General features: G+C 72.9%; 11 protein-coding genes and 1 tRNA gene. 7 read left to right on the top strand and 5 right to left on the bottom strand.

The annotated features are described in order from the left end of the window. Positions 1–2346: AAA family ATPase (locus KR546_RS16890; protein WP_238445893.1), on the bottom strand; the 2346-nt coding region annotated here is incomplete at its 3' end. Between the two features lie 158 nt (positions 2347–2504). On the opposite strand from KR546_RS16890, the gene KR546_RS16885 reads away from it, so the two are divergent. Continuing rightward, positions 2505–2807, top strand: a complete 303-nt coding sequence (locus KR546_RS16885) for a hypothetical protein (RefSeq protein WP_238445892.1) — start codon at positions 2505–2507, stop codon at positions 2805–2807. Positions 2808–2814: 7 nt separating this feature from the next. Here the strand turns inward: KR546_RS16885 and KR546_RS16880 are convergent, their stop codons facing one another. Next, positions 2815–4260: an aldehyde dehydrogenase gene (locus KR546_RS16880; protein ID WP_238445891.1), complete on the bottom strand. Its 1446-nt coding sequence runs from the start codon at positions 4258–4260 to the stop codon at positions 2815–2817. A gap of 164 nt (positions 4261–4424) precedes the next feature. Here KR546_RS16880 and cofD point away from each other — a divergent pair, with 164 nt between their 5' ends. From cofD to glsA, 3 genes are all read left to right on the top strand, one after another. Further along, the gene (cofD, locus tag KR546_RS16875; RefSeq protein ID WP_238445890.1) at positions 4425–5381 is read left to right on the top strand and encodes a 2-phospho-L-lactate transferase; all 957 of its coding nucleotides are present in this window, start codon (positions 4425–4427) and stop codon (positions 5379–5381) included. After that, complete coding sequence (cofC, locus tag KR546_RS16870) at positions 5378–5998, top strand: 2-phospho-L-lactate guanylyltransferase (protein ID WP_238445889.1); 621 nt, start codon at positions 5378–5380, stop codon at positions 5996–5998. Before cofD ends, cofC begins: the two co-directional genes overlap by 4 nt. A gap of 176 nt (positions 5999–6174) precedes the next feature. Then, entirely contained in the window at positions 6175–7974 is a 1800-nt protein-coding gene (gene glsA / locus KR546_RS16865) for a glutaminase A (RefSeq protein WP_238445888.1), read from the top strand. A gap of 30 nt (positions 7975–8004) precedes the next feature. Here glsA and KR546_RS16860 read toward each other — a convergent pair whose 3' ends face one another. Then, entirely contained in the window at positions 8005–8547 is a 543-nt protein-coding gene (locus KR546_RS16860; protein ID WP_238445887.1) for a TetR/AcrR family transcriptional regulator, read from the bottom strand. A gap of 249 nt (positions 8548–8796) precedes the next feature. Between KR546_RS16860 and KR546_RS19425 the strand changes: the two genes are divergently transcribed. Further along, complete coding sequence (locus tag KR546_RS19425) at positions 8797–11154, top strand: hypothetical protein (RefSeq protein WP_274388277.1); 2358 nt, start codon at positions 8797–8799, stop codon at positions 11152–11154. A 104-nt stretch (positions 11155–11258) separates the two neighbouring features. Further along, the gene (locus tag KR546_RS16850; RefSeq protein WP_238445886.1) at positions 11259–11939 is read left to right on the top strand and encodes a DUF305 domain-containing protein; all 681 of its coding nucleotides are present in this window, start codon (positions 11259–11261) and stop codon (positions 11937–11939) included. Positions 11940–12003: 64 nt separating this feature from the next. Here the strand turns inward: KR546_RS16850 and KR546_RS16845 are convergent. Beyond that, positions 12004–12081 (bottom strand) — tRNA-Met (locus tag KR546_RS16845). A gap of 154 nt (positions 12082–12235) precedes the next feature. Between KR546_RS16845 and KR546_RS16840 the strand changes: the two genes are divergently transcribed. Continuing rightward, on the top strand, positions 12236–12685 hold the full coding sequence (locus tag KR546_RS16840; RefSeq protein ID WP_238445885.1) for a hypothetical protein: 450 nt from the start codon (positions 12236–12238) through the stop codon (positions 12683–12685). Between the two features lie 23 nt (positions 12686–12708). Here the strand turns inward: KR546_RS16840 and cobT are convergent, their stop codons facing one another. Then, entirely contained in the window at positions 12709–13788 is a 1080-nt protein-coding gene (cobT, locus tag KR546_RS16835) for a nicotinate-nucleotide--dimethylbenzimidazole phosphoribosyltransferase (RefSeq protein WP_238445894.1), read from the bottom strand. Positions 13789–13877: the final 89 nt, after the last annotated feature.

Below are 13877 nucleotides of genomic sequence, written 5' to 3'. Positions count from 1 at the left end.
CGCGGCCACCGACAGCGGCCCCTCGACGGCGGTGGCCGTGAGCGCGGCGACGTTCTCGGCCTCCTCGCGGAGGTCACCGGCCGACCTGGCGTGGACAGTGGCTCGTTCGAGCGCGTCCTCGACGTCCGCGAAGCGGGCGGCCGACCACGCGACCTCGGCCAGGACCACCCACGCACGTGCCAACCCCAGGTCGTCGCCCAGCCGGGTCGCGACCTCGACCGCCCGCCCTGCCTCGGTCCGCGCCCGCGCCGTCCACCCCGCCGGCTCGGCGGCAGACTCCCACCAGAGCCGGAACAGTCCGGCGTGGGTCCGCGCCCGCTCGTCGCCCCGCTGCTCGGCAACCTCGACGGCGCGGTCCAGCACCGAACGGGCGGTCGCCAGGTCACCGGCCTCGGTCAGGGCACTGCCCAGCGTGCCCAGGGCCAACGGCAGTGCGTCGTCGCCGTCGAGCCTGGCCGTGGCACGCGTCAGCAGGTTGACCGTGCCGGGCACGTCGCCCCGGGCCTGCGACACCAGGCCGGCACGGTGCAGGGCGTGGCCGGCGCGTGTGGCCAGGGTCGCCACCTCGGACGGGTCCGCCCCGACCTGGGCGGCCAGGTCGGCGGCCAGCTCGAGGTGGTGGCCGACCAGGGCATCCAGCTCGACCGCCGTGCGATCGGCCAGCACCACCATCTCGTCGGCCAGCAGGCGGTGCAGTCGGGCTCGCTCGCCCTTCGGCAGGGATTCGTAGGACACGTCCCGCAGCAACAGGTGGCGGAACTGGTGCCGCCCGACCGCACCCACCGCGTCCGAGCGCAGCAGGTCGTCCTCCACCAGCGCCACCAGCCGGCGCGGGAGGTCCGGGACCTCGCGCTCCGGGGTCAGCGCGGCCAGGGAGGTGTCCTCGAAGGACTCCCCGATGACGGCCGCCCGCTGCAGGACCGCGCGCCGCGGCGGCGTGAGGGCGTCCAGCCGGGCGGTCAACAGGGTGCGCACCCCGGCCGGGAGCACGGGCAACTCGTCCCCGGGGGTCGACGCCGCGACCCGGGCGAGCTCCTCGATGAACAGCGGGTTGCCCCCGGCGGCATGCACGATCCCGGCGCGACGGTCGTCGGCGTCGTCGTCGAGCAACGCCCGGGCGAGTCGGTCGGCCGCCGCGTCCTCCAGGCCGGCCAGCCGGATCGTGTCGTTCGGGAGGTCCACGTCGGGCCAGTCGGGCCGCCGGCGTCCGAACTCGGGGCGGGCCAGCACGACCGCCAGCAGGGGCCCGCCGTGCCACCAGCGCAGCACGTGCTCCACCAGGTCGAGCAGGCCGGGCTCGGCCCACTGGGCGTCGTCGAGCACCACGACCAGCGGCCGGTGCCGGGACACGACCTCCAGCAGGGTGCGCACGGCCGAGCTCCCGTCGCCCGTCGCGGCGCCGGGTCGCAGGCCGACGAAGCCCAGTACCTCGGCAGCCAGCTCGCGCCCTCCCGGCACGTCGGACAGCACGTCGGCGAGCACGTCGAGCGGGTCGGCGTCGGCACCGCTGAGCTCGCGCACGCGCCGCTGCACTGCTTCGCGCAACGGCCAGTAGGTGATGCCACGGCCGTACGGCGGACAGCGACCGACGAACGGGGTGGTTCGGGAACGCCACCGGACCAGGCAGTCCTCGACCAGTCGGGACTTGCCGACCCCCGCTCCCCCGAGCACGGTCACCACGACCGGTCCGCCCCGGGCGACCGCGGTGTCCAGCGCGGCGTCGAGACGGGCGACCTCGTCGTCGCGCCCGATGAGCGGGGTGGTCCTGCGGCTGCCAGCCACCGGGCGTGGACGGTCGTCCAGCGTGCGCAGCCGGACCGCCGTGACCGGCGCCTGCTTGCCCTTGACCGTCAGGGGCCCGACCGGGTCCCCGGCCAGGGCGTCCCCGACCAGCGAGGCGGTCAGCGGCCCCACCAGGATCTCGCCGGGTGCGGCGCGCTGCTCGAGCCGCGCGGCGAGGTTGACCGCGTCGCCGGTGACCAGGGTCTGGCGGCCACCCCCGGTCATGACCTCGCCGCTGTTGACCCCGATCCGCAACTGCAGCGTGATGCCGTGTCGCTCCGCGATCCCGTCGTCACCGCCCGCCACGGCGCCGCGCATCTCGACGGCCGCGCGGAGGGCTCGCAGGCCGTCGTCCTCGTGGGCGGCGGGGATGCCGAACACGGCCATCACGGCGTCGCCGATGAACTTCTCGACCGTGCCACCGTGGTGGGCGACGATCGCCTCGATGCGCCGGAAGGCCGCCAACATCAGCTCACGGAGCGGTTCCGGGTCGAGCATCTCGCCCAGCTGCGTGGATCCCACGACGTCGGCGAACACCACCGTGACGAGCTTGCGGGTGGCCACGTCACCACCGGCCAACGACGTGCCACAGGCGAGGCAGAAGCGCGCCCGACCGGGATTGCGCTCCCTGCAGTGCGTACAGACCTGGTCATCCAACTTCGGCCTTGCTCCCCACTTCGGCGAACACTAGCGTTGCGCCGTCCGACACCAGGGGGTGGGACATGGCGACGAAGCCACAGGAATGGATCGAAGTCTCGGCCACCGTGCCCAGCAGCCACGTCGGCTCGCTGACCGTCCACATCGGGGAGTGGCTCTACCACTACGACACCACGCCGGGCAACGTGCGGCACCTGCTGCCGGGCGGCCCGAGGGAGCCCGACCACGTCGACGTCACCTTCGTGCTGCCCGCGGACAAGGTCGAGCCGTTCTACTGCGAGCTCGCGAACTGGTGGCGCCGGGTCCACGAGGAGGAGGCGCGTGACGCCGACGGCGACGCCACGAGCCCCGAGGACCTGACCGGCTGACCCGTTCTCAGAAGGGGTAGTGGCGGTCACCGGTCTGCACGGTGATCCAGCGCAGCTCGGTGAACTCGCGGACTCCGGCCAGGCCGCCGAAGCGGCCGTGGCCGGAGTCCTTGACCCCGCCGAACGGCATCTGGGCCTCGTCGTGCACCGTCGGGCCGTTGACGTGGCAGATCCCGGACTCGATCCGCTTGGCGACCTGCCAGGCACGGGCGATGTCGCGACCGAACACCGCGGCCGACAACCCGTAGTCGGAGTCGTTGGCCACGGCGACGGCCTCGTCGACCCCGTCCACGCGGATGATCGGCTTGACCGGACCGAACGACTCCGTGCGGAAGATGTCCATGTCGGTCGTCACGTGGTCGAGCAGGGTCGGTGGCATCAGGGTGTCGTCGGCCCGCCCCCCGGCGACCACCTCGGCGCCGTTGGCCACGGCGTCGTCCAGCAGGGCGTTGCAGCGCTCCACGGTCTCGGTGTCGACGACCGAGCCCAGCACCACGCCCCCTGCGGCGGGATCCCCGACCGGCAGCTGGCCGGCCTTGTCGGCCAGCTTCGCCACGAACTCGTCGGCGATCGACGCATCGACGATGATCCGCTCGGTCGACATGCAGATCTGTCCCGAGTGGGCGAACGAGCCGAACGCCGCCGCGTCCACCGCGTCGTCGACGTCGGCGTCGTCGAGCACGACCAGCGGCGCCTTTCCCCCCAGCTCGAGCAGCACCGGCGTGAGGTGGGTGGCACAGGTCTGGGCGATGATCCGGCCGACCTCGGTCGAACCCGTGAAGTTGACCCGGCGGACGGCCGGGTGGGCGATCATCGCCTCCACGACCTCGGGGGCGTCGGCAGCGGCGTGGCTGACGTAGTTCACCACGCCGGCCGGCAACCCCGCGTCCACGCAAGCCTCCACGATCATCCGGTGGGTCTGCGGGCACTGCTCAGAGCCCTTCAGCACGACCGTGTTGCCACAGGCGAGCGGGGTCGCGATCGCGCGCACGCCCAGGATCACCGGGGCGTTCCACGGCGCCATCGCCAGCACGACCCCGGCCGGCTCGCGCACGCCCATGGCGATGCTGCCCGGCACGTTGGACGGGATCACCTCGCCGTGGATCATCGTCGTCAGGGCCGCCGCCTCGCGCATCATCGAGGCTGCCACGCCGACGTTGAAGTGACCCCACTCGTTGGTCGCCCCGGTCTCCTCTCGGACGACCCGGGAGAACTCGTCGGCGCGCTCCTCGAGTGCGTCCGCGACCGCGAGCAGCAGGCCGCGACGCTCGGCCGGCCCGACGGACGACCAGGCGGGGAAGGCCTCCGCGGCGGCATCGACCGCGGCGATCGCGTCGTCGACCGTGGCGGCGGACGCGGTCGTGACGACCTCGCCGCTGACGGGATTGGCACGGGTGAAGGTCGCGTCGGTCGTCCGGGCCTCGCCGGCGACCAGCAGGGCAGTGTCGTTCATCGGTGGCTCCCAGGGTTGGGCGTCAGGGGGTCGGCCTCAAGGGGTCGGCATCGACGACCCTACGGCCGACCGGGCAGCCTGTCCCCTCGCCGTACGATCGGGCCTCGCATCCGCGGGACGGCCCACCCGGGTCCCGCACGCTGTCGGATCCTGGAGGGGACGACGTGGCAGGCTCGACACGCTCGGTCGTGGTCCTGGCCGGTGGCGTCGGCGGCTCCCGCCTGGTCGCCGGACTCGCCGCGGTGCTCGACCCCGACCAGCTGACCGTCGTGGTGAACACGGGCGACGACTTCGAGCACCTCGGCGTGTGGATCCAGCCCGACGTGGACACCGTGCTGTACCGCCTGGCCGGGGTGCAGCACCCCGAGCACGGGTGGGGTCGGGCCGACGCGACCTGGGCCGTGATGGACGCGGTCGCCGACCTGGACGGACCGACCTGGTTCCGGCTGGGCGACCAGGACCTGGCCACCAGCCTCCTGCGCTCCCAGTGGCGTCACGACGGTGTGCCGCTGGGCGAGATCGTGACCCGGCTGGCCGATCGCCTGGGGGTGGCCCCCACGGTCCTGCCGATGAGCGAGGACGTGGTCGCCACGCGGATCCACACCGTCGACGGCGCCGACCTCGCCTTCCAGGACTGGTTCGTGGCCCACCGGGCCGAGCCCCCGGTCGCGTCACTGGAGTTCCGGGGCGCGGACGTCGCCACGGCCGCCCCGGGCGTGGTGGAGGCCATCGCCCGGGCCGACCTGGTCCTGCTCGCCCCCAGCAACCCGTTCCTGAGCATCGACCCCATCCGGGCGATCGACGACATCCGCGACGCCCTGCACCACCGGTCCGGCCCGACCGTCGCGGTCAGCCCCATCGTCGGTGGCCGCGCCCTGAAGGGCCCGGCGGCGCAGTTGCTCGCCGACTTCGGGCTCGAGGTGTCGGCCGTGGGCGTGGCCGACCACCTCGGCGACCTCCTGACCGGGTTCGTGCTCGACGAGGTGGACGCAGACCGTGTCGCCGACGTCACCCGGCGGGGCATGCAGGCCTGGGCGACCGACACCGTCATGGTCGATGCCTCTGCCCAGCGACGCCTGGCGACGTGGCTGCTCGACACGGTCGGACCGGAGCCGTCGTGATCGCCACGGTCGTCCCGGTCAAGCCGGCCGTCGGCGCCAAGGGCCGGCTCGCCCCGGTCCTGACCGACGCCGAGCGGACCGCCCTGGCACGACGACTGCTGGCCCGCACGGTCACCGTGGCGGACGGCCTCGGCCCGGTGGTCGTGGTGTCCCGGAGCAAACGCATGCGCGCACTGGCTCGGCGAGCAGGCGCCACGACGCTCGTCGAGGACGGCGAGGACCTGGACACGGCCGTCGCGCAGGGCCTGGCCCGGCTCGCGGCCGACGGGTGGGACCGTGCACTGGTCCTGCCGGCCGACCTCCCCCACCTCCGTCTCGTCGACCTCCACGGGTTGCTGGCCGCGGCCCGTGGAGCCGGCGACCCGGACGCCGTGGTGGTCCCGTGCCAGCGGGAGGAGGGCACCAACGCCCTGCTGCTGCGACCGCCCGGCGTCCTGGCACCGGCGTTCGGGCCGGGCAGCTTCGCCCGCCACGTCGACCGGGCTCGGGCGGCCGGCCTGCAGGTCGCCGTCCACCGCTCCCCGGGCTTCGGTGACCTGGACGTGCCGGAGGACTGGGCCGACGCACCCGAGCTGCACGGACCCGTCCGGCGAGCGGTGAGGACCGCGACCGGCTGAGCCGTGAGGGGCGTGGCACGACGTGGGAGGCATCGTCCTGCGACGAGCAGAAACCCCGTCGAAACACGGCGGACGCATCGACCACACCGCCGGCTGCCAGACTCGCACCCGGCCGGAGTGGCCGTCGCCAGGACGCCGGGGGGCGACGCATGGGGCAGGGACGACGACAGGACGCGGTGACACGCCGCATCGAGCAGGTCCATGCCCGCTATGCGGACGTGATGGCGGGCACCCTCGCGAACTACATCCCCGAACTCACGCGGGCGGATCCCCGTCACTTCGGCATCGCCCTGGTCACGGCCGACGGCCACCAGTACGCGGTCGGTGACGTGGACGTCGCCTTCACCATCCAGTCGGTGTCGAAGGCCTTCACCTACGGCATGGCACTGGACCACTGCGGACCGGCGACGGTCGAGAAGCACGTGGGGGTGGAGCCGTCCGGCGAGGCCTTCAACTCGATCAGCCTGGAGGCCGGGACCGGCCGACCCCGCAACCCCATGATCAACGCCGGTGCGATCGCGGTCACCGGGCTGGTGCCGGACCTTCCCGACGAGCCCCGCTTCGACCACATCCTCGACACGTTCTCGCGCTACGCCGGCCGCGGGCTGGACTGGGATCGGGAGGTGTTCGCCTCCGAGAGCGCGACGGGCTTCCGCAACCGCGCCATCGCCAACCTCCTGCGTGCCAGCGAGGTGATCCCCGATCCCGTGGACGAGGTGGTCGAGGACTACTTCCGCCAGTGCGCGATCCTGGTGGACTGTGTCGACCTGGCGACGATGGCGGCCACCCTGGCCAACGGTGGCACCAATCCCTCGACCGGCGACCGCGTGCTGGAACCGGGCCACGTCGAGAAGGTGCTTTCGGTGATGAGCACCTGCGGCATGTACGACTACTCGGGCACCTGGACCTACGAGGTCGGCCTGCCGGCCAAGAGCGGTGTCGGGGGTGGGGTCATCGGTGTGCTCCCGGGACAGTTCGGCGTGGCGATGTTCTCGCCGCTGCTGGACGTCAACGGCAACAGCGTCCGCGGGGTCGCCGCCTGTCGGGACCTGTCCCGGGTGTTCGACCTCCACCTGCTCCGGGCCCCGTCCATGTCGGCCCACGCGATCCGCCGGACCTACCTGCTGTCGGAGGTGGCCTCCACGCGGGGACGCCCCGCCGTCGACGAGGCCATCCTGGCCGAGCACGGCAACGAGGTGGTCGTCATCGAGTTGCAGGGCGACCTGTTCGCCACCTGCCTGGAACGGCTGGTCCGCGAGGTCGACGAGCGCATCGCCCGGGCGCACACGTTCGTCGTGGACCTGCGCCGGACCGGTACGTGGGACCAGTCGACCACCGGCCTGCTGCGCGGGGTCGCCGCCGACGTCCGCACGGCCGGCGCCCGACTGGTCGTCGCGGACCCGGGTGGGACGGTCGGGGAGTCGACCTTCGACGGGCTAGACGTCACCGTGGCCCCGTCGCTGGACGAGGCCCTGTTGGCGTGCGAGGAGGACCTGCTCGCCGCGTCGGGTCGGCCCGACCCCGCTGCGGCCCGCTTCGCCGTCGACGAGTTCTCCCTCACCCGGGCGCTGGATCCCGACGGTCGTGCACGGCTGCAGGAGGCCCTGACCACGCGGAGTTGGTCGCCGGGCGAGGACATCGTGGTCCAGGACGACGAGGCCGATGCCCTGTTCCTGCTCGCCGAGGGGGTCGCTCGCGTGTCCTACGCCGACCCCGCCACGGGCCTGGAGACCCGCATCGCGGACCTCTATCCCGGCGTCGTGTTCGGCGAGCTGAGCGTCGTCGGGCGGGATCGTCGCTCGGCGACCGTGCGCGCCCGCACCCCGGTGCGCTGTCACGTGCTGGAGCGACCCCGGCTGGACGCGCTCCGGGAGGAGGCACCCCGGGTCTACACGCAGGTGCTCGAACACCTGCTGCTGAGCTCGTCGGACCGACTCCGTCGGGCCAACCGCGAGGCCGCGAGCCTGCGCGCCTGACCCCGCGACGGCACCCGGGCCCGCCGGGGATCAGCGCCAGGCGTCCAGGGGCGCCATCGCCGACGCGACCAGCAGGTCCCGGTGTCGCTCGACGTCCTCCGCCCCGATCTTGCGGACCGGGCGCCACAGGGCTCCCAACGCGATGCTCGCGGCGATCTGGCCACGCGTCTCGGTGGAGCCACCGACCAGGGCGGCGCGCATCCGGTCGTGGTTGGCACGAAGTCGCTCGCCGACCGCAGCGTGCACCAGCACGGCACGGTCGCCCTCCAGCCAGACCGCCAGGTCCTGGTTGGCGAGCAGGATGTCGAGGTAGCGCTCCACCAGTGCACGGACCCCGTCGGGCCAGTCGGGCACCTCGCCCGCCGCCGGGACGACCTCGTCCAGGGCGTTCAGGAGGGGATCGGCCAGCGCGGCCAGCAGGTCCTCCTTGGACGGGAAGTGGTAGGTCACGGCCGCCTTGGTGACCCCGACCTCCTCCGCGAGCATCGAGATCGCCATGCCCTCGTAGCCCCACTCGACGAGCAGGGACAGCGCCGCAGCGAGCAGCTCGTCGCGTCGACTGGGTCGTGACACCGCGGGCCTCGATTCCGGTTGGTGGACCATCCGCGTCGTGGTGGTGGCGCGAGCGTATTGACGGGGGGGCCACCACCGTCTAACTTACCGTACGTACGTCAAGTTAAACCCTCGGGGGCCAGGGTCCACATGCCGGAAGTGCCACGCATCGTGCCACGAACCGTGCCCGTCGAGCAGCACCGACCGAACGTGCCGGTGACACCACCGAACGCCCGGCGATCCCGGGCGCCAGAACCTGAAAGGCCCTCGATGCAACGCGCACCGTTCGCACTCCGCGCAGCCGTGACCCGCTGGTCACCCCTGCTCCTGATCCTGCTCCTGTCGATGTCACTCGTCGGGACCGTGCTGCCAGCCGCGGCCACCCCCGGCGACCACGAGTCCGACGGGACCCAGCCTGCTGACGCAGGCGCCGAGGCCAGCAACGAGGCCACCAGCGAGGTCCAGCCCTTCGACGCCCAGCCCGGACTGGAGTCCGTCGGCGCCGAGGAGGCCGCCCTCGCACCCGAGTTCCCGACGACCGACGACCCCCGCGTGGGCCTGGGTGCCGGGATCTACGACGCCGAGGAGGTCGCCAGCAACCTCGACCACCTTGCCACCCTGCCCCTCGCCCCCGGTGCCAACACCAACTCCGACCTGGCGTTCTTCACCCGGGACGGACGGTCCTACGCCGTCTCCGGCAACTACAACGGCTTCAACCTCTACGACGTCTCCGAGCCGTCCGAGCCGAGCCTGCGGACGTCCGTGATCTGTCCCGGCAGCCAGAACGACGTCTCGGTCGTCGGGGACCTGCTGTTCATGTCGGTCGAGGCCACCGGCGCCAAGATCGACTGCACGAGCGGTGGGGTCACCGCCGCCAACCGCTTCCGTGGCGTCCGCATCTGGGACATCGGCGACCTCGACGCACCGGTCCAGCTCGAGGGCGTGCAGTCCTGCAAGGGGTCGCACACCCACACCATCGTCACCACGCCGGGCGACGACGACACCGCGTGGATCTACATCTCGGGGACGGCCGGTGTCCGCGCCGCCACCGAGCTGCCGGGCGGCTGCACGGGCGCGAGCTCGCTGGTCGACATCAACACGGCGAACTTCTCGATCACCGTCGCCGAGGTCGACCTCGACACCGGCGCCGCCGAGATCGTCAACCGCAACGCCCGGATCATGAGCACCTGCGGCGACAACAGCTGCGAGGGCGACCACATGAGCGGCTCGCTCAACGGCCTGCCGGGGTCCGGCCTCCAGCCGACCTACCCGGCCGACGACCCACGCGCGCCGGGCGGCCAGAGCGTGTCGCAGACCTCGCAGTGCCACGACATCACCGCCTACCCGGCGATCGGTCTGGCGGCCGGCGCGTGCCAGGGCGATGGTCTGCTGATCGACATCTCCGACCCGCCCAACCCCCGTCGCATCGACGCCGTGCGTGACTACAACTTCGCGTACTGGCACTCCGCGACGTTCAACAACGACGGCACCAAGGTGATCTTCACCGACGAGTGGGGCGGCGGCTCCGGCGCACGGTGCCGCCCGACCGACCCGCTGAACTGGGGCGCCAACGCCCTGTTCGACATCGTCCAGACCGACGACGGCCCCAGGATGGAGTGGCGCAGCTACTTCAAGCTGCCGATGGTCCAGACCAACCAGGAGAACTGCGTCGCCCACAACGGCTCGCTGGTCCCCGTGCCCGGTCGCGACATCATGGTCCAGGCGTGGTACCAGGGTGGCACGACGGTGTTCGACTTCACCGACTCGTCCGACCCGGTCGAGATCGCCTACTTCGACCGGGGCCCGGTCAGCCCGACGTCGCTGAGCCTCGGTGGCTTCTGGTCCACCTACTGGTGGAACGGCAGCCTGTTCGGCAACGAGATCCGACGTGGCTTCGACACGTTCGCGCTGACGCCGAGTGACCACCTGTCCCAGGTCGAGCTCGACGCGGCCCGCCAGGTGACGACGTCCACCACCAACGTGCAGCACCAGCAGGAGCTGTCGTGGCCGGCGACCGTGCTGACCGCCCGTGCGTGGCAGTCCTCCGCCCTGCGGGTCGGCGACCTCGCCGACGGGGCCTCGTCGGCCGTGACCGCGGCGCTCGACCGGGCCGCGGCCGCGTCCAACCCCAAGACCTACGGCGATGCACGGGCGAGCCTGCTCGCGGCGGCCGACCAGGTCACCGGATCGACCACGCAGGCGGCCGGACTGGCCGACGCGCTGCGGGCGCTGGCCGACACCATGGCGGCCAACGTGCCCAGCTGTGAGGGACGCACCGCGACCGTCATCGGCACCAGTGCGGGCGAGGAGCTCGTCGGCACCGTCGGCAACGACGTGATCGTCGGCCTCAACGGCGACGACACCATCGACGGGGGCGGCGGCGACGACGTCATCTGTGGCGGCAACGGCAACGACACCCTCCGGGGTGGTGCCGGCGACGACCAGTTGTTTGGCGGCACCGGCAACGACACCCTGCACGGGGGTGGCCGCAACGACCTGCTCGACGGCGGCAACGGCGACGACACCCTGGTCGGCGAGTCCGGCGAGGACAGCGCCAACGGCCGGGCGGGCAACGACGCCTGTGACGCCGAGACCGTCGAGGGCTGCGAGGCCATCGCCACGACCTGACCGCGACGGACCCACGCCCGGCCCGCTCCAGGACGGGCGCGTGGTCCCTCCGGTGCCGGCCGCCGAGATCCTCGGCGGCCGGCACCACCTCGAGGAACCCGACGATGACGACCTCCACGACGACCCGACTGCTCCTGGTCGGGCTTGTGCTTGCCACGACGGCCTGCACGAGCCGGGCGGAGCCTTCCCCTCCCCCCACGCCGACACCCCCTGCGGCTGCCGCCCAGGTGGTGCAGGCCGGCGCACCGGGCGAGCAGCCGATCCCCCTGTCCCCCGACCATGTGAACGACCTCGCGCCGCCGGCACACACCGCCGGCGACGTCGCGTTCGTCCGCGACATGCTGCACCACCATGCCCAGGCACTCGAGATGACGGCCCTGGCCGAGGACCACGCCGGCAGTGACCGGATCCGGCTGATGGCCGAGCGGATGACCATCTCGCAGGAGTCCGAGAGCGAGTTGATGCTGCGGTGGCTGGCGGACCGGGACGAGGACGCCCCCGCGCACCACGCGGGGATGGACCACGACATGCCCGGCATCCTCACGCCCGAGCAGATGGCCGACCTGGCCGCGGCCGAGGGCACCGACTTCGACCTGCTGTTCCTGCAGTCGATGACCCACCACCACGACGGGGCGCTGCAGATGGTCGAGGACCTCTACGGCCGCGAGGACGGCAGTGGCGAGGACCTCGAGATCCAGCAGCTCGCCTTCCACATCGATGCCGACCAGCGCATGGAGATGGACCGCATGGCGCAGCTGCACGCCGAGCTCGTGTCGAACGACTGACCCAGCGGGCCATCCCCCACCCACGCAACGACGAACGGCCCCTCGTGGGAGGGGCCGTTCGTGGTGGTAGCGGGGGCAGGATTTGAACCTGCGACCTCCGGGTTATGAGCCCGGCGAGCTGACCGAACTGCTCCACCCCGCGTCGCGGCTGGTCACCGTATCGAGTCCCCCGAGGGCACGCAAACCCACCGCTGGCGTCGCCGGAAGGCCACGGGCCGACGCCGCGTTGGTGCCGGAGAACGGTCCGGAGTCGCGCTGCGGACCGCCCCTCCGTCGCCGCCAGCCAGGACCCGTCGATGACCCGTCCAGCCCTCGTCGCGCCGGTGGTGATCGCGCTCGCGCTGGTCGGTTGTGGCCCCGACGCGGGCCAGCGTGACGATGCGTCCCCGACGTCGGACCCGACCTCGTCACCCACGACGACGGACACGGCCACCGGCGAGCAGCGCCACCCGGACGTGGTCGACGCCTCCCTGGCCCGCACCGGGGACACCTGGGAGGTCGCTGCCACGATCTCCTCGCCCTACGACACGCCCGAGCGCTACGCCGACGCGTTCCGCGTGGTGACGCCGGACGGAACCGTGCTGGGCATCCGCGAGCTGCTGCACGACCACGCCGGCGAGCAGCCGTTCACCCGCAGCCTCACCGGCCTGGAGATCCCCGACGACGTGGAGGCGGTGGTGGTCGAGGCCCGGGACCTCGAGCACGGCTGGGGCGGCGCCACCGTCGAGGTGACCGTCCCCCGCTGACGGTCCGGCCGACGACCCGGGGCTCAGCCGAGGTCCTCCAGCAGGGCCATCCGCTCGAGCGCGGCAGCGCCGGCGACCACGATCGGCACGGCCAGCAGGCCACCGGTCCCCTCCCCCAGCCGCAGCTCGAGGTCCAGCAACGGCCGCAGCCCGAGCCGGTCCAGTGCGACCGCGGCGCCCGGCTCGACCGACCGGTGACCGGCCACGAGGTGACCGGCCAGCGCCGGACACCACGCGATCGCCACCAGGGCGGCCGCGTCGGTGATCACCCCGTCGAGCACGATCGGCACCCGGTGGGTGGCGGCGGCGGCCATGGCCCCGACCATCGCCGCGTGCTCCAGGCCCCCGATCGCGGCCAGGACGGCCAGCGGGTCGGTCCGGTCCGCGATTCGCTCGAGGGCACCACGGACGATCGCGGTCTTGCGCGCGAGCATCTCGTCGTCGATGCCGGTCCCCCGACCCGTGGCGAGTTCGGGGTCGACCCCGGTGCAGGCCGCCACCAACGCCGCCGAGGCCGTGGTGTTGGCGATCCCCATGTCGCCGAGCACCAGCAGGTCGATCCCGTCGCCGACGAGTTCGTCCATCACCGTGGCACCGGCCAGGATCGCGTCCTCCACCTCGCCGGCCGTCATGGCGTCCTCGCGCGACAGGTCGCGCGTGCCGGACCGCACCCGGCGTCGGACCAGTCGTGGGTCGTCGCCACGAGCCGTCGGCAGGTCTTCGGGCAGGTCGCCGGCCACGCCGACGTCCAGGACGACCATGCGTGCCCCGACCGTCGCGGCGAGGGCGTTGGCCGCGGCACCGCCGGCACAGAAGTTGCCCACCATCTGTGCCGTCACCTCCTGCGGCCACGGGCTCACCCCGGCGGCATGGACCCCGTGGTCCCCGACGGCGATCACGACGGCCGGCGCGACCGGCACGGGTGGCGGGCAGGTCCCCGCGACACCGGCCAGCCAGGCACCGACCTCCTCGAGCCGGCCGAGGCTGCCGACCGGCTTGGCCTGGACGGCCGACCGGGCAGATGCGGCGGCGACCGCGGCGGCATCGGCCGACGGGACGCCGGCCCGAAGCGAGCCAACGGTGCGAACAGGACGTGGCGACATCACCGGCCGGTCTGGAGACGGGCCACGATGCTACGGCCCGGCCCGGACCCGGCGACAGTCGGGACACTTGCCACTGGCTGCCGACCGGG

The sequence above is a fragment of the Salsipaludibacter albus genome, from assembly GCF_019798055.1.
GTDB lineage: Bacteria > Actinomycetota > Nitriliruptoria > Nitriliruptorales > Nitriliruptoraceae > Salsipaludibacter > Salsipaludibacter albus.
Note: the sequence above shows the minus strand (reverse complement) of the source record. Positions and strands in the feature narration are given on the sequence as shown.

Bases quoted from the DNA above. Each gene is read 5' to 3' on its own strand.
- KR546_RS16840 (WP_238445885.1), top strand. From the start codon at position 12,236: ATGACCCGTCCAGCCCTCGTCGCGCCGGTGGTGATCGCGCTCGCGCTG.
- KR546_RS16885 (WP_238445892.1), top strand. From the start codon at position 2,505: ATGGCGACGAAGCCACAGGAATGGATCGAAGTCTCGGCCACCGTGCCC.
- cobT (WP_238445894.1), bottom strand. From the start codon at position 13,788: ATGTCGCCACGTCCTGTTCGCACCGTTGGCTCGCTTCGGGCCGGCGTC.
- KR546_RS16850 (WP_238445886.1), top strand. From the start codon at position 11,259: ATGACGACCTCCACGACGACCCGACTGCTCCTGGTCGGGCTTGTGCTT.
- KR546_RS16880 (WP_238445891.1), bottom strand. From the start codon at position 4,260: ATGAACGACACTGCCCTGCTGGTCGCCGGCGAGGCCCGGACGACCGAC.
- KR546_RS19425 (WP_274388277.1), top strand. From the start codon at position 8,797: ATGCAACGCGCACCGTTCGCACTCCGCGCAGCCGTGACCCGCTGGTCA.